This window comes from Uniformispora flossi (assembly GCF_049534875.1).
GTDB lineage: Bacteria > Actinomycetota > Actinomycetes > Streptomycetales > Streptomycetaceae > Yinghuangia > Yinghuangia aomiensis.
Genome location: NZ_JBMULZ010000010.1, coordinates 37,419 through 58,522 on the forward strand (window position 1 = coordinate 37,419; position 21,104 = coordinate 58,522).

The 21,104-nt window shown below is 70.6% G+C and carries 18 protein-coding genes; 11 read left to right on the forward strand and 7 right to left on the reverse strand.

All coding sequences use genetic code 11. The features are described from left to right. Positions 1-203 precede the first annotated feature (203 nt). From ACPA54_RS22040 to ACPA54_RS22050, 3 genes are all read left to right on the forward strand, one after another. On the forward strand, positions 204-1,904 hold the full coding sequence (locus ACPA54_RS22040; protein WP_423532349.1) for an acyl-CoA synthetase: 1,701 nt from the start codon (positions 204-206) through the stop codon (positions 1,902-1,904). Beyond that, a complete protein-coding gene (locus tag ACPA54_RS22045) occupies positions 1,901-3,415 on the forward strand; it encodes an aldehyde dehydrogenase family protein (protein ID WP_423532351.1) in 1,515 nt (504 codons plus the stop codon). Before ACPA54_RS22040 ends, ACPA54_RS22045 begins: the two co-directional genes overlap by 4 nt. Before the next feature lie 167 nt (positions 3,416-3,582). Further along, positions 3,583-4,407: a class I SAM-dependent methyltransferase gene (locus ACPA54_RS22050; protein WP_423532352.1), complete on the forward strand. Its 825-nt coding sequence runs from the start codon at positions 3,583-3,585 to the stop codon at positions 4,405-4,407. 3 nt (positions 4,408-4,410) lie between these two features. Here ACPA54_RS22050 and ACPA54_RS22055 read toward each other — a convergent pair whose 3' ends face one another. After that, the gene (locus ACPA54_RS22055) at positions 4,411-5,214 is read right to left on the reverse strand and encodes a leucine-rich repeat domain-containing protein (RefSeq protein WP_423532354.1); all 804 of its coding nucleotides are present in this window, start codon (positions 5,212-5,214) and stop codon (positions 4,411-4,413) included. A 194-nt stretch (positions 5,215-5,408) separates the two neighbouring features. Here ACPA54_RS22055 and ACPA54_RS22060 point away from each other — a divergent pair, with 194 nt between their 5' ends. Continuing rightward, entirely contained in the window at positions 5,409-6,851 is a 1,443-nt protein-coding gene (locus ACPA54_RS22060; protein WP_423532356.1) for an LPXTG cell wall anchor domain-containing protein, read from the forward strand. Between the two features lie 27 nt (positions 6,852-6,878). Here ACPA54_RS22060 and ACPA54_RS22065 read toward each other — a convergent pair whose 3' ends face one another. After that, a complete protein-coding gene (locus tag ACPA54_RS22065) occupies positions 6,879-7,289 on the reverse strand; it encodes an ATP-binding protein (protein WP_423532358.1) in 411 nt (136 codons plus the stop codon). 180 nt (positions 7,290-7,469) lie between these two features. Here ACPA54_RS22065 and ACPA54_RS22070 point away from each other — a divergent pair, with 180 nt between their 5' ends. After that, entirely contained in the window at positions 7,470-8,282 is an 813-nt protein-coding gene (locus ACPA54_RS22070) for a helix-turn-helix domain-containing protein (RefSeq protein WP_423532359.1), read from the forward strand. Then, the gene (locus tag ACPA54_RS22075) at positions 8,279-8,581 is read left to right on the forward strand and encodes a DUF397 domain-containing protein (RefSeq protein WP_423532361.1); all 303 of its coding nucleotides are present in this window, start codon (positions 8,279-8,281) and stop codon (positions 8,579-8,581) included. The genes ACPA54_RS22070 and ACPA54_RS22075 overlap by 4 nt, the downstream gene beginning before the upstream one ends. On the opposite strand, the gene ACPA54_RS22080 is transcribed toward ACPA54_RS22075, so the two are convergent. The 3 genes from ACPA54_RS22080 to ACPA54_RS22090 form a co-directional block, all read right to left on the reverse strand. Beyond that, positions 8,550-9,947 carry a flavin-containing monooxygenase gene (locus ACPA54_RS22080; protein WP_423532363.1) on the reverse strand — a complete coding sequence of 466 codons (1,398 nt, stop codon included), beginning with the start codon at positions 9,945-9,947 and terminating at the stop codon, positions 8,550-8,552. The two genes, ACPA54_RS22075 and ACPA54_RS22080, sit on opposite strands and share 32 nt — an antisense overlap. A gap of 100 nt (positions 9,948-10,047) precedes the next feature. After that, the gene (locus ACPA54_RS22085; protein ID WP_423532365.1) at positions 10,048-11,925 is read right to left on the reverse strand and encodes a hydroxysqualene dehydroxylase; all 1,878 of its coding nucleotides are present in this window, start codon (positions 11,923-11,925) and stop codon (positions 10,048-10,050) included. A 134-nt stretch (positions 11,926-12,059) separates the two neighbouring features. Next, positions 12,060-12,770, reverse strand: coding sequence for a TetR/AcrR family transcriptional regulator (locus ACPA54_RS22090; RefSeq protein ID WP_423532366.1), 711 nt, complete (start codon positions 12,768-12,770; stop codon positions 12,060-12,062). Between the two features lie 174 nt (positions 12,771-12,944). On the opposite strand from ACPA54_RS22090, the gene ACPA54_RS22095 reads away from it, so the two are divergent. Further along, positions 12,945-14,273 (forward strand): NAD(P)/FAD-dependent oxidoreductase, encoded by a 1,329-nt coding sequence (locus ACPA54_RS22095; RefSeq protein ID WP_423532368.1) that lies wholly within the window; start codon positions 12,945-12,947, stop codon positions 14,271-14,273. 21 nt (positions 14,274-14,294) lie between these two features. Here ACPA54_RS22095 and ACPA54_RS22100 read toward each other — a convergent pair whose 3' ends face one another. Then, a complete protein-coding gene (locus tag ACPA54_RS22100; RefSeq protein ID WP_423532370.1) occupies positions 14,295-14,621 on the reverse strand; it encodes a helix-turn-helix domain-containing protein in 327 nt (108 codons plus the stop codon). After that, complete coding sequence (locus ACPA54_RS22105) at positions 14,618-14,980, reverse strand: type II toxin-antitoxin system RelE/ParE family toxin (protein ID WP_423532372.1); 363 nt, start codon at positions 14,978-14,980, stop codon at positions 14,618-14,620. Before ACPA54_RS22105 ends, ACPA54_RS22100 begins: the two co-directional genes overlap by 4 nt. Positions 14,981-15,169: 189 nt before the next feature. Between ACPA54_RS22105 and ACPA54_RS22110 the strand changes: the two genes are divergently transcribed. The 4 genes from ACPA54_RS22110 (at position 15,170) to ACPA54_RS22125 (ending at position 20,843) form a co-directional block, all read left to right on the forward strand. Next, a complete protein-coding gene (locus tag ACPA54_RS22110; protein WP_423532374.1) occupies positions 15,170-16,429 on the forward strand; it encodes an MFS transporter in 1,260 nt (419 codons plus the stop codon). 136 nt (positions 16,430-16,565) lie between these two features. Beyond that, positions 16,566-17,591: a nitronate monooxygenase gene (locus tag ACPA54_RS22115; RefSeq protein WP_423532376.1), complete on the forward strand. Its 1,026-nt coding sequence runs from the start codon at positions 16,566-16,568 to the stop codon at positions 17,589-17,591. A 67-nt stretch (positions 17,592-17,658) separates the two neighbouring features. After that, complete coding sequence (locus ACPA54_RS22120; protein ID WP_423532377.1) at positions 17,659-18,651, forward strand: RNA polymerase sigma-70 factor; 993 nt, start codon at positions 17,659-17,661, stop codon at positions 18,649-18,651. Between the two features lie 416 nt (positions 18,652-19,067). Next, the gene (locus tag ACPA54_RS22125) at positions 19,068-20,843 is read left to right on the forward strand and encodes a 3-hydroxyacyl-CoA dehydrogenase family protein (RefSeq protein ID WP_423532676.1); all 1,776 of its coding nucleotides are present in this window, start codon (positions 19,068-19,070) and stop codon (positions 20,841-20,843) included. Positions 20,844-21,104 lie beyond the last annotated feature (261 nt).

A 21,104-nucleotide genomic window follows, 5' to 3' on the forward strand; every position in this document is an offset into this window, starting at 1 on the left:
CGGCCGGGTCTGTTGCCAGCAGGTCCGGCCTGCGGTTTGCTGGGGCTTAGCGAGCGCTCGGGTATCACTCTGCGCCGCACCGCCAAGCACCACGCGCCATGCACCACGCGCCAAGCACTGCCAAGCACTGCCAAGCACCCGCGCACGGCACGCCCCCGCACCCACCGCACCTCCTCCTGTCGTCCTTTCCTCCAGGGGAGCCCATGGGCATCACGCAGCCGCTGCACCGCGAAGCACAGCAGAATCCGGACAAGGTGGCGTTCGTCGAAGGCGACACCACGGTCACCTTCCGGGAGTTCCGGGACCGCACCGCTCTGGCCGCAGGTGTGCTGCGCGGGCTGGGTGTCGGGACCGGAGACCGGGTGGCGATCCTCTCGCTCAACTCGGTGCGGTACCTCGAACTCCTGGTCGGCACCGTCTGGACGGGCGGCGTCGTCAACCCGGTCAACATCCGGTGGAGCCCCGCCGAGATCGCCTACTCGCTCGATGACTCCGGGACGCAGCTGCTTTTCGTGGACGACGTCTTCGCGGCGATGGTGCCGAAGCTGCGCGAGTTGAGCCGGGATCTGGCGACAGTCGTGCACATGGGAAACGGGCCTTCCCCCGACGGGACCCTGGCCTATCAGCAACTCCTCGCGACCGCCGAGCCCGTCGTCGACGTCGGCCGCACCGGGGACGACCTCGCCGGCATCTTCTACACCGGCGGCACGACGGGCTTCCCCAAAGGCGTCATGCTCAGCCACACCAACCTCCTCACCTCGGCCTACGGCGGCCTCGTCGCCACCGCAGGCTTGCGAGCCGGAGACGACGCGGTGTCGCTGCACGCCGCGCCGCTGTTCCACATCGCCGGTGTCGGGACGTGGCTGATCGCGTCGCTGCTCGGCATGCAGCAGGTGATGCTGCCGTTCTTCGAGCCGAAGGCGGTGATGGAGGCGATCCAGGAGCGGCGCGCGAGCGAGGTCTTCCTCGTCCCGACGATGGTGCAGATGGTCTTGGACCACCCGGACTTCGAGAAGTACGACCTGACGTCGCTGCGCTTCCTCACGTACGGCGCATCCCCGATCAGCGCCGCCCTTCTCGACCGGACCCGCGCCGCGCTGCCGGGCGCCCGCTTGTGTCAGGCCTACGGGCAGACCGAACTCTCACCACTGGCCACGCTGTTGATGCCCGCCGACCACGAAGCCGGGAACGCGAAGAGGCTGCGCAGCGCGGGGCGGCCCTTGGCGCACACCGAAGTGGTGATCGTCGACGCCGACGACGTCGAATGCCCGCGGGGTGCCGTCGGGGAGATCGCCGCGCGCGGCGCGCACGTCATGCTCGGGTACTGGAACCGGCCCGAGGAGACCGCGGCGGCCTTGCGGGGCGGCTGGATGCACACCGGCGACCTCGGGTTCATGGACGAGGACGGCTACGTCACCGTCGTCGACCGGCTCAAGGACATGATCGTGACCGGCGCCGAGAACGTGTACTCGGCGGAGGTGGAGAACGCCATCGGCGCCCACCCGGCGGTGGCGTCGTGTGCGGTGATCGGCGTGCCGGACGCGCGGTGGGGCGAGCGGGTGCACGCCGTCGTCGTGCTGCATCCGGGCGCCGTGTTGACGGAGGACGACGTCCGGACGCACACGCGCGGCCTGATCGCGGGCTACAAGTGCCCGCGCAGCGTCGAGTTCGTCACCGAACTGCCGTTGACCGCGGCGGGGAAGGTCGCCAAGACGGTGCTGCGAGAACACGCCGACGACGGCGGGACGGGGATCGCGGGGCCGGGCGGATCGGCAGCGGCGGAGACAGCAACAGCAACAACCAAAACAGCAACAGCAACAGCAACGACCGCAGCCACAGCAACAGCAGCAGCAGCGGAAGACACCCGGACTTCGGCACAATCGACGGAAGAAGGTGCCTCATGACCACGTCGGTCGAGGCGACGGCGCGACCGGCTGCGCGGGAGACGTTCGCGTCGTTGAACCCCGCCACCGGGGAGGAGATCGGCCGCTATCCGGTGGACGGGCCCGAGGAGGTCGCCGCCGCGGTGGCGCGGGCGCGGACCGGTGCCGCGTGGTGGGCGGGGCTGACGCCCGGCGAGCGGAAGCGGCGGCTCGGCGCGTGGGCCGCGCTGATCGCCCGGGAACGGCACGAGCTGTGTGCGCTGATCCACGAGGAGAACGGCAAGCCGAAGGACGACGCGTTCCTCGAACTGCTGCTGTCCCTGGAGCACCTGAAGTGGGCCGCGGCCCATGCCGGCCGCGTGCTCAAGCGGCGGCGGGTTCCGAGCGGTCTGGCGATGGCGAACCAGGCCGCGACGCTGGAGTACCGGCCGTTGGGCGTGGTCGGCGTCGTCGGCCCGTGGAACTACCCGATGTTCACGCCGATGGGCTCCATCGGGTATGCGCTGGCCGCGGGCAACGCGGTGGTGTTCAAGCCGAGCGAGTTCACCCCGGGTGTCGGCGTGTGGCTGGCGGACGCGTTCGCGCGGGCGAACCCGGATGCCACCAGCGGGGTCTTCCAGGTTGTGACCGGCCTGGGCGCGACCGGTGCGGCGTTGTGCACGTCGGGTGTGGACAAGCTCGCGTTCACCGGGTCGGCGCGCACCGGGCGCAAGGTGATGGCGGCGTGTGCGGAGACCCTGACGCCGGTGCTGATGGAGTGCGGCGGCAAGGACGCGCTGATCGTCGCCGAGGGTGCCGACGTCAAGGCGGCCGCCGAAGGCGCGCTGTGGGGCGCGATGGCCAACGCCGGGCAGACGTGTGTCGGCATCGAGCGCGTCTACGTGGTCCGCGGGCTCGAATCCGCGTTCCTGGACGAACTCAAGTCCGGGATCGCCGAGTTGAAGACCGGTGCGGACGAGCCGGAGCGCTCCTACGGGCCGATGACGATGCCTGCGCAGGTGGACGTCGTCCGCCGGCACATCGAGGACGCGATCGCCAAGGGCGCCACCGCGGTCGTCGGCGGTGCCGACGCGGTGCGGGAGCCGTTCATCGCGCCGGTCGTGCTGGTGGACGCGCCGGAGGACAGCGCGGCGGTCCGCGAGGAGACGTTCGGTCCGACGGTGACCGTCCGCACGGTCGAGGACGTCGACGAGGCGGTCAGACTGGCGAACGCGACGGGCTACGGCCTCGCCGCGTCCGTGTACGCGGGCCCCACCCGCCGCGGCACCGAGATCGCCCGCCGCCTGCGCACCGGCATGGTGTCGGTGAACGCGGTGATCGCGTTCGCCGGGATCCCGTCGCTGCCGTTCGGCGGCGTGGGCGAGAGCGGCTTCGGGCGGATCCACGGTGAGGACGGCCTGCGCGAGTTCGCCCGCGCGCAGTCGGTCACCCACAAGCGGTTCGCGACGCCGATGGACCCGGCGACGTTCCGGCGCACGGCGAAGACGATGGAGATGTTGGACCGGTATGTGGGGGTGAGGTTCCGGAAGTGATGCGGGGGCTGCGGCGGCGGGTGTGGCGGGTGCGCCCGCGGTCCGCGGCGGGCTGACCGTCGGGGGGCCCGGCGTTCGTGCACGAGCGGGCCGTGCGCTGGGTGATTTCGCGGCGACCGGGGGAAAACGGGTGCGTGCCGGGCCCGGTCGTCGGCGACACTCGGCACATGACCGCGAATCCGCCCGAGCCGACGCCGCCGAACCGCGACCTGTGGGATGCCCGCGCCCTCGCGCACGGCACGACGGCCAACGACCGCTTCTACGACGTCGACGCGTTCCTCTCCGGCCGCCAGACGCTCTACCGCACCGAACGCGAGCTGGCCGGAGACGTCGCGGGCCGGGACCTGCTGCACCTGCAGTGCCACTTCGGCATGGACACCCTCAACTGGGCCAGGCTCGGCGCCACCGTCACCGGCGTCGACTTCTCGCCGAACGCCGTCGCCCGGGCCCGCGACCTGGCGGAGCGGGCCGGGCTGGCGGCGGACTTCGTGGAGGCCGACACGCAGGCGCTGCCTGCGTCGCTGTACGGGCGCTTCGACATCGTGGTGGCCACCTACGGGGTGCTGTGCTGGATCCGCGACCTCGGCGCCTGGATGCGGGGCGCGGCGGGGGCGCTGCGGCCGGGCGGGCGCCTGGTCCTGGTCGACGTGCACCCGCTGTACCAGGTCTTCGCGTCCCGGGAGCCGCTGGTGGCGGACTGGCCGTACGGCGGCGGCGAGGAGCAACGCGAGCTGTCGACCACGACCTACGCCGACCCGGACGTGGCGATGGAGCCGCACGAAGCCGTCGAGTACCCGTACTCGCTCGGCGAGGTCGTGACGGCGGCGGTGGACGCGGGCCTCGCGATCGAGAGCCTCGCCGAACTCGTCGAGGCCGAGCTGGACCCGCGGGGGCTGCTCCCGGAACCGGTCGACGGGCTGTACCGGTTTCCGCTGGGGGAGACGCAGCTGCCGTTCCTGTACGCGCTGGCGGCCCGGCGCCCGGAGGCGTGAGCCCTACCTGCGGGGCGGCTGGACCACGCCCGGTCCGCCGGTGTGCGGTTCCTGGATGTAGCCGTCGGTCGGTGTCGGCAGCGCGTCGACGCATGCCGCCGAGCAGGCGTTGACGAGCAGGGGGAGGACGTCGGCGCCGGAGGTGCGGAGGGATATCCACACCTGGCGGAGCGCGGTGCCGTCCACCGGCCCGTCGCAGACGCTGCAGCTGCGGATCTCGGTGGCGCCGCGGACGGCAGGATCCGTCCCGGGAAGGTCGGCGGCGGCGTCTCCCGGTGCGGGCAGGGCCGGGAAGGGCGACCGGACCTTGTAGTTGCCGTAGAGGGCGCGCGTGCTGACCGTGCTGCGGCGCAGGGCAGGGCAGCGGGTGATCTCGTACGGGAACCAGTGCAGGCGGTAGGACGTGTAGGGCGTGAACTCCTCAAGGCTTCGCATCATGCCGATCTCGGGCGGGATGCGGACCAGGTTGCTGCGGTACAGATCGAGGTGCTTCACCGCGGTGAGTTTGGCGATGCTCGCGGGCAGTGTGACGATCTGACGGCGCTGCTCGGCGGTGAGTTCGACGAGCGGCCGGAATTCCTCGCGGCCGTCCTCGGCGGCTTCGTCGACGAGTTCGAGCAGGCGCAGCCAGCCGGGGGCGGTGATGTCCTGGAGTTCGCGGTGGAAATGCGGCACATGCGCCGCCCGGCCGCGGGTGCGGTTTCCCGGAACGCAGGTGCAGAAGTCCTGCGGAGACGTGTCGGTGTTGGGGCCGACGGAATTTGCCCAGCGATTGGTGAACACCTGAGGCTGCGTGTTGTCGGTCATGCGGCCACGGTATTCCGGGGATTGCCGTGCCGTGTCGCTGTGCCGATCGGTCCTCGGGCGTCGCGGTGGCGCGGGTATTCAGCCATATCGCGCCAGGGGGCGGGCGCTGGCCGTTCCGGTTGAGAACGTGGCGTTCGATCGCCCCGTCATGCCGTCGTGGCCGGGGGCGGGCATGCCTCTCGGAGGGGTGGGACATGACTGGACGCGCGAGACGGCGCGTGGCGGGGCGCAGCGCGAGTGTCGCCGCGATGGCGGTGACGTTGGCCGCGGTGTCGACAGGATTCGGCGCCAACGCGGGAGCTGTCGAAGCCCCCCGCGAGACGCTTACCGCCGATGTGGCGTTGAGCGTCGCCAAGGGCAAGGAGCAGAGCGAGAAGGGCGTGGACTCCACGACCCTGACCTACACGCTCAGCAACAAGGGACCGGGGGACGCACCCGACGGCAAGGTCCATGTGGCCTTGGTGAAGGGCGCCGCTTTCGGGAGCCTTCCCAAGGAGTGCCGCCACGACCTCGACGCGGTGACGTGCGGCCTCGGCACGATCGCCAAGGGCAAGTCGAAGACCGTGGCGCTGACGGTGAAGTTGACCGGGACGCGGCACGAGATCGAGGGCGTGGGGGCGGGTGCGGTCGACATCGACCCCGATCTGCGCAACAACGTGGCGAATTCGACGTGGGATTCCAAGGCGGAGGACCCGAAGCCGGGTTCCTCGCCGAGCAAGCCGGAGTCCAAGCCGAGTGCGCAGCCGAGTACGAAGCCCAGCACGAAGCCGAGCCCGAGTACGTCGGCTTCGACCAAGCCCAAGCCGAAGCCGAAGTGCAGCCCGGCGAAGATCGAGTACTCGAAGGACGGCGGGAAGACCTGGACCCGCTCCGGTCTGATCGGCGGCTTCTACGGCAAGATCCAGGTCCGGTTGGCCGACAAGAGCAAGGTCGAGAAGAACTGCCAGTACAAGGTGTCGCTCGCCTCGTACAGCGCGGACGGCCCGACCTGGAAGACGTCCGGCACGCAGCGCTACATCGGCAAGGACACGGTGACGCTGACGGCCAAGAAGCCGTCGGCGACGCTGGACATCAAGAAGTACTTGCCGCCCTGCTACGGGCAGATCGACCTGTATGGCGGCGGTGACAAGTTCACCGGCGCGAAGACGCCGCACTACCCGGACAAGAAGTACCCGACGAACATGATCGCCGGCTGGAACGGCGGCAAGGCGTGCGCACCGAAGCCGCCGTCGTCGAGCCCGACGCCGTCGAAGTCGCCGTCGACGTCGCCCAAGCCGTCGCCTTCGGTGTCGGCGTCGCCTTCCCCGTCGGCGTCGCCTTCCCCGTCGGCGTCGGTTTCGGAGTCTCCGTCGGCTTCGCCTTCGGCCTCGGTTTCGGAGAGCCCGTCGGCGACGCCGTCCGAAGTGCCGTCGACCCCGCCGGCGTCGCAGCCTCCGGTGCAGCAGCCGCCCGCTGACGTCCCGGTGGCGGCACAGCCGGACGACCAGCAGCCGGTCGCCGCCGAGCCGGTGGTGGAGGGCAGCCTGCCGAAGACGGGCGCGAGCCGGATCCCGTACCTGATCGCGCTGGGCGTGTTCACGGTGCTGCTGGGTGCGCTCGCGGTGTGGTGGACGCGGCAGAGGCCGCAGCAGATGTAGCCGTTGACCCGAGAGCCGCCCGGTGCGTTATGCGCCGGGCGGCTTTTGGTTTTCCGGGGCGGTGAGTTCGGCCCAGACGGTCTTGCCGGGGGTGGTCTCGTGGCAGCCCCAGCGAGTGGCGAGCGCTTCGACGATGAGTAAGCCGCGGCTGGATTCGGTGCCGGGGGTGGGGGCTGCTTTGACGGGGAGCTGCCCGCTGCCGTCGGTGACTTCGACTCGGAGGGTGTGGTCGGCGCCGGCGGTGAGGCGGAGGTGGAAGTCGTCGCCGGACGTGTGGCGGACGGCGTTGGTGGCGAGTTCGCTGGTGATGAGGGAGAGGGTCTCGCTGGTCACGCCGTCGAAGGGGTAGCCCCACTTTTCGAGCTGATCGGCGACGAGGTGACGGGCGAGTCGGGCGCCGCGAGGGGTGAGGGTGAAGCGCATGGAGAAGTCGGCCATGGGAGGAGATTGACGGGGTTGGGATGGCTGGAACTAGCTGCGACGCGGGTACGGGAGGCGCTTTGTACACGCGGCGGTTGAGTTTGTACACGGCTGACAGGAGAGAGATTTCGCCAACTGGCCATGCGGGGAAGTGTCACGCCGTAGCGTGATCGCAACACAGCGTGTTCGGGGGTTGTGATGGCGGATCAGGATGACAATGCCGGGTTCCTGCGGTCGTTTGGGCGGCAGTTGCGGATCCTGCGTGAGGCGGCCGGCCTCTCCCGCGCGGAGCTGGGCGCGCGGCTGGGGTACGGCGAGGACCAGATCACGTCGATCGAGCTGGGAAGGCGGATCGCCCGACCGGAAGCGATCGATCGAGCGGACGAAGTACTCGACACCGGCGGCCTGTTGGGCGTGATGAAGGAGGAGGTGGAGCGGGCGCGCTATCCGGCATTCTTTCGGGATGCCGCGCGACTTGAGAGTGCTGCTGTGGAGCTGTGCTCTTACGACGTGCATGTGGTCAAGGGGCTGCTGCAAACGGAGGACTACACCCGCGCTCTGCTGCGGATGCGGCGGCCGGTGCTCGCGGAGGAGATCATCGAGCAGCGTGTTGCCGCGCGCCTTCACCGGCAGAAGGTGTTGACCAAGAATCCGGCGCCGCTGTTCAGCTTCGTGATGGAGGAATCGGTGCTTCGGCGGCGTCTGGGCGGGGCAGCGGTCCTGCGAGGCCAACTGGAGCAGATCCTGCTGGTCGGGCGAATGCGGAACGTCGAGATGCAGGTCATGCCGTTGGACAGGGATGACAATGCAGGCGTCGACGGAGGATTCACGCTGTTCACGCGCGATGGCGGGCAGCGGGTGGGGTATATGGAAGCCCAGGGGCGCAGCATCCTGGTGGCCGACCGCAAGGAAACGGCGTCACTGGCTGCGCGCTACGGGATCATTCGCGCGCAAGCATTGACTCCGCACGAGTCGCTTGCGTTTGTCGAGTCGCTGATGGGAGAGCTGTGAACCGCAACATGCTGGGGTGGGTCAAGAGCAGCTACAGCACCGGATTGGGCGGGGAGTGCGTCGAGGTCGAGTGGCGTAAGAGCAGCTACAGCGGCGCAGAAGGCGGAGACTGCGTGGAAATCGCTTGGCGCAAAGCTACTTACAGCGGCGCAGAAGGCGGCCAGTGCGTCGAGGTCGCCTGTGCCCACCCCGCGATCCTCGTCCGTGACTCCAAGGTCGCCGGCAGCCCCATCGTTCCCCTCACCTCCTCCGCCTGGTCCTCCTTCCTCACCCTCGCCTTGTCGCCATCCGGTAAGTGAGGGTCCGAAGCGGCCAGTTCGTCGTCACCTTGCCGTCCGCGGTCTTGTACCAGCTGTTGCAGTCCGCCGCGAATGCCGTGTCCTGCAACGCCGCTTCCACCTGCGACTGCTGGGCGTCGAACTGGCCCTGCGTGACCTCGTGCGTCCCACCCCGCAACACCCGCTTCAGCACGAACTCCGCCTGCGACTCGATCATGTAGATGATCGAGTTGTGGCCCAGGTTGGTGCCCGGCCCGTAGAGCATGAAGAAGTTCGGGAAGCCGGGGACCGTCAACCCCAGATACGCCGCCGCGCCGTCCTTCCACACGTCGTGCAGACGCGCGCCGTCCCGTCCGGTGATCTCCATCGGGCGCAGGAACTCCGTGGCCAGGAAGCCCGTCCCGTAGATGATCGTGTCGATGGGGCGGTGCGTTCCGTCCGCTGTGTCGATGCCGGTGCGGATGATCCGGGAGATGGGGTCGGTGACCAGCTCGACGTTCTCCCGGGCGAGCGTCGGGTACCAGTCGTCGGAGATCAGGATCCGTTTGCAGCCGATCGGAAACGTCGGCGTCAGGCGCGCCCGCAGGGCCGGGTTCGGGATCTGGGACTTCAGGTGGCGCTTGGCCATGAACTCGACGAGCTTGCCCCGGCGACGCCCGCGGATCGCCCAGTACAGCGCGGTCTCGGCACGCAGGTAGATTGCGCCGCGCAAGCCCAGGCGCGCCGGGGGCACTTTGGACAGCAACGTCAGCGTCACACGGCCGTATTCGCGATCGGGCTTGGGGATCACCCAGTTCGCCGACCGCTGGAACACGTACAGTCGCCCCGCCTGCTTGGCCACCTCCGGGACGAACTGCACGGCGCTGGGGCCGGTGCCGATCACCGCCACCCGGCGACCGGTCAGATCGTGGTCGTGGCGCCACTCCGCGGAATGGAACGACGTGCCGAGGAACTGGTGGCGGCCCGGCACGTCCGGGTAGCGCGGGCGGTTGAGCTGGCCCACGCCGGTGACCAGGAACTGCGCGGACTCCTCCGTGCCGTCCGAAAGGGAGATATGCCAGAGACCCGCCGCGGCGTCGTAGCGGGCCGCCGTCACCTCCGTGCGGAAGCGGAGGTTGCGGGCCAGGTCGAAGCGGGCCGCGCAGGCGTGGAGGTAGTCCAGGATCTCGCCTTGCAGCGGAAACGAGCGCGACCAATGGCCGTTCTGGGCGAAGGAGTAGGAGTACAGGACACTGGGGACGTCGCAGCCCGCGCCGGGATAGGTGTTGTCGCGCCACACGCCACCCAGGTCGTCGGCCTTCTCGTACACCACGAAGTCGTCGATTCCCGCGCGCCGCAGGCGGATGGCCATGCACAGGCCGGCGAAACCGGCGCCGATGATGGCCACCCGCCGCACATCGGGCCCGGGAGGGACAGCGTCTTTCGGTCCTTGCTTACCTGGCACGACCCGGTACCCCTCCGTCACGGCACGCCCCCTGCCGGGCGTACTACGGCCAGTACGGTTTGATCACGTCGAACGCGTTCGGCAGCCCGAGCCGGTACCGCCAGTCGTCGGCGTCGCGGAAGCCCTTCAACGCCGGCTCCTGGTACAGCTCGAAGATCCCGGCCGGAGTGGCCGACGAACCGGACGCCTGCAACACGCCGTTCGCCGCCCGCCGACCGGACTCGTTGGCACCCTCCATGGTGGCCAGGTTCACCGACACCCGTACATAGTCGCCGCCGAGGAACAGATTCGGAATGCGCGTCACGGCATCCGGCCGGTCGTCCCACGAACCGATCGTGTTGACCAGCAGCGGCTCGTCGTTCGCCACCGCGGGCGTACCCGATTGCGTGATGCCCGGGTCGAGGAACCAGGAGTGGATGAGCGAGTCCGGCAGGATCGTCGCGCCGTCGTCGAGGTTCGCCCGGACCTGCGCGAGGACTTCGTCGACGATCTGGCGCGGGGTGCACTTGCGCGCCGAGACGCCGTAGAGGAGGCCCGGGGCGTCCCAGTCGGACAGGTCGAGGGACAGGACATCCCGCACCGTGCCGTCGCCATACGTCGACGGGAAGTCGTTGCGCCAGAACTGGCCTTGGGTGAGGCCGGTGACCGCCCACGGCGAGTCCATGAACGCCATGTGGCCGTGCGTGATGGGCGTCTTCTGCTTCAGGTACAGCATCAGCCCGTTCATCCAGTCGGTCTGGAGCCGGCGCAGGCGGCCGAGTGCCGGGTCGGCGGCGATCATCGCCGGGGACATGAGCGGCACCGCACGTTCGACGGGCACCGCGAGGACGTAGTAGTCCGCGTTGACCACGCCCGCGTTGCCGAGCGGGTCGGTGACGCGCGCGCCGGTGATCTTGCCGCCCGCGTAGTCGAGGCCGGTGACCGTCCAGCCGACATTGAACGTCACGCCGAGCGACGTGAGCAGTTGATGCCACGGCTCGACCCACACCTCGGACGTCGGGCCGTTGAGGACCCGGTCGGGTGCGCCGTCGTTGCCGCGGCCGAGCATCGTCCACAGGAAGATCTCGACCATCATCGTGATCGTCCGCGTGCTGGCGACGGTCTCCTTGGCGGCGACCAGCGTCGACGTGAAGGACTTGATGAGGATGTTGCGGTAGCCCGCGGACATCTTGTCAGCCTGGAGGTATTCCGAATACGGCATGTACTCCCACTGCTTGCGGCGCCGCAGGTCGCCGCTGGTGAGGAACACGACCATCTTCTCGGCCCAGAACGCGACCTCCCAGAGCGGGACTTGGCTCGCCACACTGGCGGCCGCGGTCAGCGCGTCGCGGAGGGCTTCCGGGGTGATGTTCTCGATGCCGTTCGGCAGGGTCAGGTGCATGTCCGGGCGGCCGGCCTGCGCGAAGATCGCCTGCGGAGCCGACACCAGGTTGTCCCACACGCCATTGGCGTTGCCAGGGAACGGGATGCGGCGCATCGAGTCCGGGACGTTCCGGTAGAAGCCCGGGAAGAACCGGAACCCGTGCTCGCCGGGCAGGTCGCGGCGGACGCCCCCGGCGGTGCCCGGGACCGGGATGCTGCGGGCCTTGCCGCCGAGCGACTTGCGCTCGTAGACGGTGACCTGGAAGCCGCGCTCGGCGAGTTCGTGGGCCGCGGTGAGGCCCGCCATCCCGCCGCCGAGGACGGCCACCCGCTTGCCCGGTGACGAGGACACGAGGGATGCGCCGAAGGCGGGGGCGGCTCCGGCGGCCACGCCGGCGGCGAGGACGCCCGCGCCGAGGGCACCCGCCCCGAGAGCGCCGGTGACGAACGCGCGGCGCGACGGCGGGGCGGCCTGGTCGCGGGAGGGCTCTACGGGCCGTGGTTTCGGCTCTGCGGGGAGTGCTGCGCTGTGCGGGAGGTGCTTCTCGTGCGCGGACACGGATCCTCCTAGCGGTGCTCCTCTGGAGTTGTAACCGACACACCTGTCGGCAGCATGCAGAGCGACTATCGCCGGGCCCGGCGGGCAGGGTCAAGACCCGGGTATGCGCGTGTTTTTGACTGTCTGTCAGATGTTCATTCGGCCGGATCCCGGCGCGGGTTGAGGCCTTCCAGGCCGCTCCACAGGACGTCCGCGGCCATCGTCTCCAGCGTGGCGCGCGGGGTGTCCGGGTGGTGCGCCCACCACTGGGCGACGCCGTCGAGGCTGCTGATGAGCAGCTCGATGAGCACCTCGGCGTCGGGGGACCGCGGGTCCAGGCCGGCGCGCTCGGTGTCGTGCGCCATCATCGCCATCACGGCACGCGTCCGGGTCTGCCGGATGCCCCAGCGGACCGCGCTCAGTTCCGGATCGCCTTCGTCGGTCTGGTCGAACAGCAGGCGCCGGGCGGTCGGGTTGGCCTCGGCAAAGTCGAAGTACGCGGACACAGTTGCCCGCATGCGCGTACGTCGGCCGCCGCGGCCGGTGATGGCGGTGCCCATGTGCGCGACCAGGGCGGCGTTCTGCGTGCCGAGCACCGTCAGGAACAGCACGCGCTTGGTCGCGAAGTGCTCGTACAGCACGCTGCGCGTCACGCCCGCGGACTCGGCGATCTCGCCCATGGACGCGGCGCCGTAGCCCTTCGCGCTGAAGACCGCGAGCGCGGCGTCCTCGATCCGGCGCCGCCGGGCGGGGCCGGACATGCGGCGGCGGACGGGCTTGCGGGCGGCGCTGCCGGGGGTCTCGGCCTCGGAGGCGTCGACCTCGGTCGCGTCGGGGGCCGGCTCGGGGCTCGGCAGCGCAGACATGCCCTCAGCCTAGCTGCGGGAAAGGTCTTGTCCGAGGCGGACCGGCGGGTCTACCGTCGCGATAACCGACACTGCTGTCGGTGCGATCATCGGTACTGCGCCCGGGTTTTGACGAGCCATCACGCAAAGGCATCGCGCAAAGGCATCACGCAGAGGCACACGCAGGGGGATCCCGTGTCCGAAGAGCACGTCGACGCGATCGTGGTCGGAGCACGCTGCGCCGGTTCGGCGGCGGCGACGGCCCTGGCCAGAGCCGGACGGCGGGTGGTCGCGGTGGACGCGGCGAAGTTCCCGTCCACGACGGTCTCGACACACCTGCTGTTCGCGGGCGGTGTGGCCGAACTCGCGCGCGTGGGGGCGCTGGAGCGGGTCGAGGCGCTGGGCGCGCCGCGGCACGACGAGGCGTACATCGGCATGCCGGGGGCCGAAGTGCGGGGCACGTACTCGCCGGTGGACGGCATCGCCTACGGCATGTGCGTGCGGCGCGCGGGGCTCGACCTCGCGCTGGTGGAGACGGCGCGTGCGGCGGGAGCGGACGTCCGCGAGGGCGTGAAGGTGACGTCGCTCGTCGAGGAGGACGGCCGGGTCGCCGGCGTGCGGGTTTCCGCACGTGGGATGCAGGGCGAACACACCCTGCGGGCACCGTTGGTGATCGGCGCCGACGGACGGCGGTCGACAGTGGCGCGGCTGGTCGGCGCGTCGGAGCACCTGAGCACCCCGAACGGGCGGGCGTGCTACTACGCGTACTACGAAGACCCGCAGACCGAGTGGCGCGGCACGGCCGCTATGTGGCTTGCGGGCCGCGAACTCGGCACGGTCTTCCCGACGGACGGCGGCCTGGCACTGAGCCTGCTGATGCCGCCGAAGGAGCGGGCGGACGAATTCCGGCTGGACCTGGAAGGCGAGTACGACCGCACGGTGGCCGTGCTGCCGGGCATGGCGGAACGCCTCTCGGGCTGCACCCGGGTGACGAAGATCGTGCAGTCGGTCGAACAACCGTCGTATTTCCGGCGCTCGTCGGGCCCGGGGTGGGCGCTCGCCGGGGACGCGGGGCACTTCAAGGACCCGGTCACGGCCCAGGGTATTCGGGACGCGCTGCGGTTCGGCCGACTGCTGGGCGAGGCCGCGGCACCGGTACTGGGCCACCCGGCGCGGCTGGACGCGGTCCTGCGCAAGTGGGAGCTGCGCCGCGAAGCCGAATGCCTGGAGACGTACCACTGGACGAACCGGCTGGCCCGGGCCGACGAGGTCAACCCGCTGCAGGAACAGATGCTCCGCATGCTGGCGAAGGAACCGGAGGGCTCCCGGCGCTTGCTGGACGTGTACTCGCGCGTGCGGCGCCCGGGTCAGCTGCTGACGCCGGGCTTCCTGGCGGCCTGCGCGGCGGGGGCGTTCGGGCGGCGCGGGGTGGACCGGCGGGCACTGCTCCGGACCCTGACCGCCGAAGCCCGGACGGAGCTGACGACGCGGCGGGAGCTGTTCCGGGCGGCTCGCATGCGCTGAGCCGCCCGGGGTGGGGCGGGACTACGCAACCTTGACGCTGTGCGGTCCGACGCGCACGGTGATGTCGAGTTCGCCGCCGAGCGCGGCGGCGTACGCGCGCAGCGTCTCGACGCCCATCACCTCGACTCGGCCGTGCTCGATCTGCGACACCCGAGCCTGAGACACCCCCAGGGCGGCGGCGACTTCCTTCTGCGTCTTGCCGACGGACTTGCGCAGCTCCGCGAGGTGGTACCCGGCGATGTAGGCATCGAGGCGGGCTTTGGCAGCGGCCTTGACCTCCGGGTCCTCCATCCGCGGGTGAAGGCGGTGCGCCTCGGCCTTCACGTCTTCCCAGCGTCGAGCAATCACTGTGTGCTCCTCTCGTCGAGATACCGGCTGTACCGCTCCTCGGCCAGTGGAATTGCTTCTTCGTACCACTGGGACCATCGATCTGCCTTGTCGCCTGCGACCAGCAGGATTGCCTCGCGGTTCGGGTCGAAAACGAACAAGATCCGGATCTCGCTGCGTCCCGTTGAACCCGGTCGGAGTTCTTTCAGGTTGGCGAGTCTCCCGCCCTCCAATGTGTCGACGAGCGGCCTTCCCAGGCCGGGGCCGACACGCTCCAAGATGTCCAGCGCATCGACGATCTGCTTGGCCGTAACCGGATCTGCTGCACATACGGTCAGGAACCAATCCTCGACCTCGGCGAGCAGGGTGATCTCCCACATGGGGCGAACATAAGGTCCAGGTTAATCCCTGTCCTGGGTTCGGTGCCAGTTCACCGTACGGAGCGAATGCGTCGGCGTATGGAGCACAACCGGCAGTTGTCTTGCCCCCCTGCGTAGGTTGTTTGCCGCTGATCCGCGCCCCCGGTTGGATCGACCCCGGTCGGCAACCGCAGGTGGGTGGAGGATCCAATGCCGCAGAAATCGCTACCCGCGGACTTCACCCGGCTCTGGTTCGCCTATGCCATCAGCACCCTCGGCACCTACCTCGCCCTCGACGCCTTCCCCCTCGTCGCCCTCACCGTCCTCGACGCGAGCACGACCCAGATCTCCCTCCTCGCCTCCGTCGGCCTTGCCGTCGGGGCCCTTGTCGCCGTCCCGCTCGGCCCCTGGGTGGAGTTCCGGCGCAAGCGGCCGGTGATGATCGGCGCCGATGTCGTCCGTTTCGCCGCGCTCATGACGCTGCCCGTCGCGTACCTGTTCGGCGCCTTTTCCTTCGCGCAGATGATGGCCGTCTCGACCGTCATCGCCGCCGCCGACATCGTCTTCCTCGCGGCCAGTGGCGCGTGTCTCAAGGCGCTGGTGCCGCCTGACCAACTGCTGCTCGCCAGCGGTCGCTACGAAGCCACCCTCTGGACCTCCAGCGTCGTCGGCCCGCCCCTCGGCGGTGCCGCGATCGGCATCCTCGGTCCGCTGGCCACCATCGTCGCGAACGCGGTCAGCTTCCTGCTCTCCGCGCTCGGGGTCCGCGCGATCCGCACCGCCGAGCCCGAGCCGCCCGCGAAGACCGCGCACGCGACGGAGCAGCGGAACCCGGGCCTCACCGAAGGATGGCGTTACATCCTCCGCCACCCCGTCCTCCGCCCGCTGTTCGTCAACAGCGTCCTCATGCGCTGCCTGATCCTCGGCACCGGGCCGCTCCTCGCCGTCCTCATGCTCCGCATCGTCGGCGTCGCCCCCTGGCAGTACGGCCTCGCCTTCGGCATCGCCTGTCTCGGCGGTCTGGTCGGCTCCCGCCTCAGCCGTCTCCTCGTCGCGCGCCACGGCGAACGCCGCGTCCTGCTCGGCTCCGGCGTGCTGCGCGTGTGCTGGCCCGTGCTGCTCGCGTTCGTCGGTCCCGGCTGGTGGGGCGTGGTCCTGGTCGTCGCCGTCGAGTTCGTGCTCATCACGTGCATCGGGGTCTTCAACCCGGTCTTCGCCGCCTACCGGCTCCGCAGCACCGACAGCGCGTACATCTCCCGCGTCCTCGCCGCCTGGTCGGTCACCAACAACGCGGCCGTGGCGCTGAGCACGGTGGCGTGGGGGCTGCTCGCCTCGGTCATCGGCGTCCGCGAAGGCCTTGCCCTCGCCGGTGTGCTCCTGCTCGCGACCCCGCTCGTCCTGCCGTGGCGCGCGACCAAAACGACGACCGTGACCGCGGCACCGGTGGTGCGGGAGTCGGCCGCTCCCTGACCGGCTGGCACGCGCCTGTGGCCTCCTTGTGAATCCCTTGTGAGTCGGCTCACACGCTGTCACAGGCCCCTGTGCCCCGGTGTCCAGTGGGCGTGGCGGCACCCGCCGCGCCACCGACCGGAAGGGTTTCACGGCTATGGCACTCGCGACGGACTTCACCGACCTGCTCGGCGTGCGGCACCCCATCGCGCTGGCGCCCATGGGCGGTTCGGCCGGCGGCGCGCTCGCCGCCGCGGTGTCGCGGGCGGGCGGACTGGGCTTGCTCGGCGGCGCCGGCGGCGATCCGGTGTGGCTGGAACGCGAGTTGCCGGTCGTCGCCGAACACGCCGGCGGGCCGTGGGGTGTCGGCTTCTGGAACTGGGCGGCCGACGAGGACGCCGTCGTCCGGGCGTTGGAGTACGGGCCCGACGCCATCTTCCTGTCCTTCGGCGACCCGGCCCCGTTCGTCGATGCCGTCCGCCGGTCCGACGCCGTGCTGATCGTGCAGGTCACCGACCTCGACGAGGCGAAGCGGGCGCTCGAGGTCGGCGCCGACGTCCTCGTCGCGCAGGGCACCGAGAGCGGCGGCCACGGCGCCCGGAACGGGCGGTCGACGCTGCCCTTCGTGCCGCTCGTCGTCGACCTCGCCGGTTCCGTGCCGGTGCTGGCCGCGGGCGGCATCGCGGACGGGCGCGGCCTGGCCGCCGCGCTGGCGCTGGGCGCGGCCGGGGCGCTCGTCGGCACCCGGTTCCAGGCCACCGCGGAGGCGGCGATCGACCCGTCGATCGGCTGGGCGCTGGTCGCCGGGCGGGGCCAGGACACCGAGCGCAACGCGGTGCTGGACCTCGCCCGCGGGGCCGGCTGGCCCACCGGCACGTACACCGCCCGCACCCTCGGCCACCCCTACCTCGACCGCTGGCGGGGCCGGGAAACCGAACTGGCGAACGATCCGGCACCGGCGCGCGCGGCCTACGCGGAGGACATCGCCGCCGGCGCGATCCCGCCGATCCCGGTCTGGGCCGGCGAAGGCGTCGACCTGATCACCGACCGCCCGCCCGCCGTCGACGTGGTCGCCGCCATGGCCGCACAGGCCGAAGCGGCGCTGCACCGGGCGGTCACCAGGGAGCCGCGCGACCGCACCCAGGACGAACCGACGGACGACCAGGCGAAAACGCGCGCCTGACCCCGCGCTCCCCGGCCAGACCACAGCCCGGAACGCGGGTAACGTGCGGTACTCGGAGGTCCCCGCCATGCATGACGCCAGCAACGCCGCCGAAGTCGGCGCACCCGATGAAATCGGCGTGCCCAGCGAGGGCGGCAAGCCCGGCGAAGTCCACGGCGCCGACCCCGCGACCGAGGCGTTCGTCGCCCACCGCAACCTCCTCTTCACCGTCGCCTACGAGATGCTCGGCTCGGCCGTCGACGCCGAAGACGTGCTCCAGGAGACGTGGCTGCGCTGGGCGAACGTCGACCTGGCGCGCGTGACGGACCGGCGGGCCTACCTGATCCGCATCACCACCCGGCAGGCGCTCAACCGGCTGCGCACGCTCAAGCGCCGCAAGGAGTCCTACGTCGGCGAGTGGCTCCCCGAGCCGCTGCTGACCGCGCCCGACGTCGCCGAGGACGTGGAACTCGCGGAGAGCGTGTCGATGGCGATGATGCTGGTGCTGGAGACGCTGTCGCCGACCGAACGCGCCGTGTTCGTGCTCCGCGAGGCCTTCGACGTCGGCTACCCGGACATCGCCGCCGCCGTCGACAAGACCCCCGACGCCGTTCGCCAGATCGCCCACCGGGCCCGCCGCCACGTGGACGCCCGGCGGCCCCGCCAGGTCGTCTCCGCTGCCAAGAACCGGGCCGCGGTCGAGGCGTTCCGGCGCGCCCTGGAAACCGGCGACCCGCAGGGGCTCCTCGACGTCCTCGCGCCCGACGTGGTGCTGGTCGGCGACGGCGGCGGCATCAAGAAGGCCGGGCGCCGCGCGGTCGTGGGCGCCGACAAGGTGGCCCGCTACATCGTCGGCGGCAGCGGCAAGGTCGACGAGGCGATCGCCATCACGGCGGCCGAGGTCAACGGCCAGCCGGGTCTCGCCGTGCATCTGGACGGCGTGCTCGACGGTGTCATGGCCATCGCCGTGTCCGAGGGCCGGATCGCCGGGATCTACTACGTCCGCAACCCGGAGAAGCTGACCCGGGTGGGGGAGGAGACGCCGCTCACGCGCGGGGCGGCGGCAGGGCGCGCGGGGTAGACGCGGCAGAGCGGACGGGCAGCAAGTAAAGCGGAATGCGCGTTCGCTGACACACTGATGCGCCGTCCCTACTCGCAGGCTCTGCCTACGCCCCAGTAGCATGGCGACAAAAGTGACCGTGACGGGCACAACCCGTACGGCACACCAGGGTGCTCGGCGATCCATGCCTCGTCGGAAACGGCCTCGAACCAGGCCGCGCGCAGGAAGATCCCCACCGTCACGGCCGGCGTTTCCGGCCACGTCTCCGCATCTCGGGAAACCCGGGAATTCCGGTGCAAAGCCGGGCCTGCCATACTCCCCGCAGCAACGGGATTACCAGGCGGTAACCCGAGGAAAACCTGCAGTACCGCTGAACCCTCAGGGCAACCCTCAAGGCGTACTCCCTTCTCCGGGAGACGGCATTCAAGGAGCGCATGATGGCGCGTGACATCACTACGGTCGGCGTGGTCGGCCTCGGCACCATGGGTGCCGGAATCGTCGAGGTCCTCGCCCGCGGCGGCGTGACCGTCGTCGGCGTCGAGGTCGACGACGCCGCGGTCGAACGCGGCCGGGCCCGCATCAAGCACTCCACGGCGCGGGCCGTCGAGCGCGGCAAGCTCACCGAGGACGACGAGCGCGCCATCTTCGACCGCATCAGCCTCGTGAGCGACCTCGGCGCGGTCGCGGACGCCGACCTGGTCCTCGAAGCCATACCGGAGCAGCTCGACGCCAAGCTGGAGATCTTCGCGCAGCTCGACAAGATCTGCCGCGCGGACACCATCCTCGCCACCAACACGTCGTCGCTGTCGGTCACCGAGCTGTCCGTCGCCACCGGCCGCTCCGCGCGGGTCGTCGGCCTGCACTTCTTCAACCCGGCGCCGGTCATGAAGCTCGTCGAGGTCGTCCGCACCGTGGTCACCGAGCCGGAGGTGCTCGAAGACGTCGTCGCGCTCGCCGAGAAGCTCGGCAAGTCGCCGGTCGTCGCCGGGGACCGCGCCGGGTTCATCGCCAACGGCCTGCTGTTCGCGTACCTCAACCATGCCGCGGCGATGTTCGAGGAGAAGTACGCGACGCGCGAGGACATCGACGCCGCGATGCGCTTCGGCTGCGGCCTGCCGATGGGCCCGCTCGCGGTGCTCGACCTGGTCGGCATCGACACGGCGTACAACATCCTCCAGCAGATGTACCGCCAGTCCCGCGACCGGCTGCACGCCCCCGCGCCGATCCTCAAGCAGATGGCGACCGCGGGCCTGCTCGGCCGCAAGAGCGGCCGCGGCTTCTACCGGTACGAAGAGCCCGGCTCGTCCGTCGTCGTCGCGGACGCCGCCGGCTCCGCCGCGGTCGCCGGGACGCCGCGCCAGGTCGACGTGGTCGGCGTGGTCGGCTCCGGCACGATGGCCACCGGCATCGTCGAGGTGTTCGCCAAGTCCGGCTACACCGTGACGTTCGTGGCGCGCAGCGAGCAGAAGGTCGAGGCGGTCGTCACCGCGCTGACCCGCTCGCTCGACAAGCAGGTGCAGCGCGGCCGCCTCGCCGAGGCGGACCGCGACGCGGCCCTCGCCCGGGTGACCGGCACCACCAAGCTGGACGACCTGGCCGACGCCGACCTGGTCCTCGAAGCCGTGGTCGAGGAACTCTCGGTCAAGCAGGCGCTGTTCGAGAACTTCGACGAGATCTGCAAGCCGGGCGCGGTGCTCGCCACCACGACGTCGTCGCTGCCGGTCATCGAGTGCGCGATGGCGACGAAGCGTCCCGAGGACGTCGTCGGCATGCACTTCTTCAACCCGGCGCCGGTGATGAAGCTCGTCGAGGTGGTGCGGACGGTGACGACGTCGGACGACGTCGTGGCGACCATCCACGAGGTGTGCAAGCGGACCCGCAAGCACGCGGTGGACTGCGGCGACCGGGCCGGGTTCATCGTCAACGCGCTGCTGTTCCCGTACCTGAACGACGCGGTCAAGATGCTCCAGGCCAACTACGCGACGGCCGACGAGATCGACACCGCGATCAAGACCGGCGCGGGCTACCCGATGGGCCCGTTCGAACTCCTCGACGTGGTCGGCCTGGACGTGTCGCTGGCCATCGAGCAGGTGCTGTTCGCCGAGTTCCGCGAGCCGGGCTGGGCGCCCGCGACGCTGCTCGAGCACCTGGTGACCGCGGGCTACCTCGGCCGCAAGACCGGCCGCGGCTTCCGCGACTACGCGAAGAAGTAGGCAGAACGGTCGGCGGGCCGGCGCGGCAAGCGCCGGCCCGCCGGCCGGCGAGCAGCCGACCGGGCGCGGGCCGGCCCCGGAAGCGGCAGACCACGGCGGCCGCGGAATCCTCTGCCAGGGATCCCGCGGCCGCCGTGTCGCGTTTCCGGCGGACGCTGCGGGGTGGGGAGGCGTCATGGCGGGGCGGCGGGAGGAGGCGCGCGAGGCCGCTACGGGAAGCGTCTCGCCCGCCGAAGCGCCGTGTGCCGGTCGGCGCACCCC

What these genes read in the sequence shown, in the direction of transcription:
- ACPA54_RS22040 (WP_423532349.1), top strand. Translation starts at nt 204, where the DNA reads ATGGGCATCACGCAGCCGCTGCACCGCGAAGCACAGCAGAATCCGGAC.
- ACPA54_RS22045 (WP_423532351.1), top strand. Translation starts at nt 1,901, where the DNA reads ATGACCACGTCGGTCGAGGCGACGGCGCGACCGGCTGCGCGGGAGACG.
- ACPA54_RS22050 (WP_423532352.1), top strand. Translation starts at nt 3,583, where the DNA reads ATGACCGCGAATCCGCCCGAGCCGACGCCGCCGAACCGCGACCTGTGG.
- ACPA54_RS22055 (WP_423532354.1), bottom strand. Translation starts at nt 5,214, where the DNA reads ATGACCGACAACACGCAGCCTCAGGTGTTCACCAATCGCTGGGCAAAT.
- ACPA54_RS22060 (WP_423532356.1), top strand. Translation starts at nt 5,409, where the DNA reads ATGACTGGACGCGCGAGACGGCGCGTGGCGGGGCGCAGCGCGAGTGTC.
- ACPA54_RS22065 (WP_423532358.1), bottom strand. Translation starts at nt 7,289, where the DNA reads ATGGCCGACTTCTCCATGCGCTTCACCCTCACCCCTCGCGGCGCCCGA.
- ACPA54_RS22070 (WP_423532359.1), top strand. Translation starts at nt 7,470, where the DNA reads ATGGCGGATCAGGATGACAATGCCGGGTTCCTGCGGTCGTTTGGGCGG.
- ACPA54_RS22090 (WP_423532366.1), bottom strand. Translation starts at nt 12,770, where the DNA reads ATGTCTGCGCTGCCGAGCCCCGAGCCGGCCCCCGACGCGACCGAGGTC.
- ACPA54_RS22105 (WP_423532372.1), bottom strand. Translation starts at nt 14,980, where the DNA reads ATGTGGGAGATCACCCTGCTCGCCGAGGTCGAGGATTGGTTCCTGACC.
- ACPA54_RS22110 (WP_423532374.1), top strand. Translation starts at nt 15,170, where the DNA reads ATGCCGCAGAAATCGCTACCCGCGGACTTCACCCGGCTCTGGTTCGCC.
- ACPA54_RS22115 (WP_423532376.1), top strand. Translation starts at nt 16,566, where the DNA reads ATGGCACTCGCGACGGACTTCACCGACCTGCTCGGCGTGCGGCACCCC.
- ACPA54_RS22120 (WP_423532377.1), top strand. Translation starts at nt 17,659, where the DNA reads ATGCATGACGCCAGCAACGCCGCCGAAGTCGGCGCACCCGATGAAATC.
- ACPA54_RS22125 (WP_423532676.1), top strand. Translation starts at nt 19,068, where the DNA reads ATGGCGCGTGACATCACTACGGTCGGCGTGGTCGGCCTCGGCACCATG.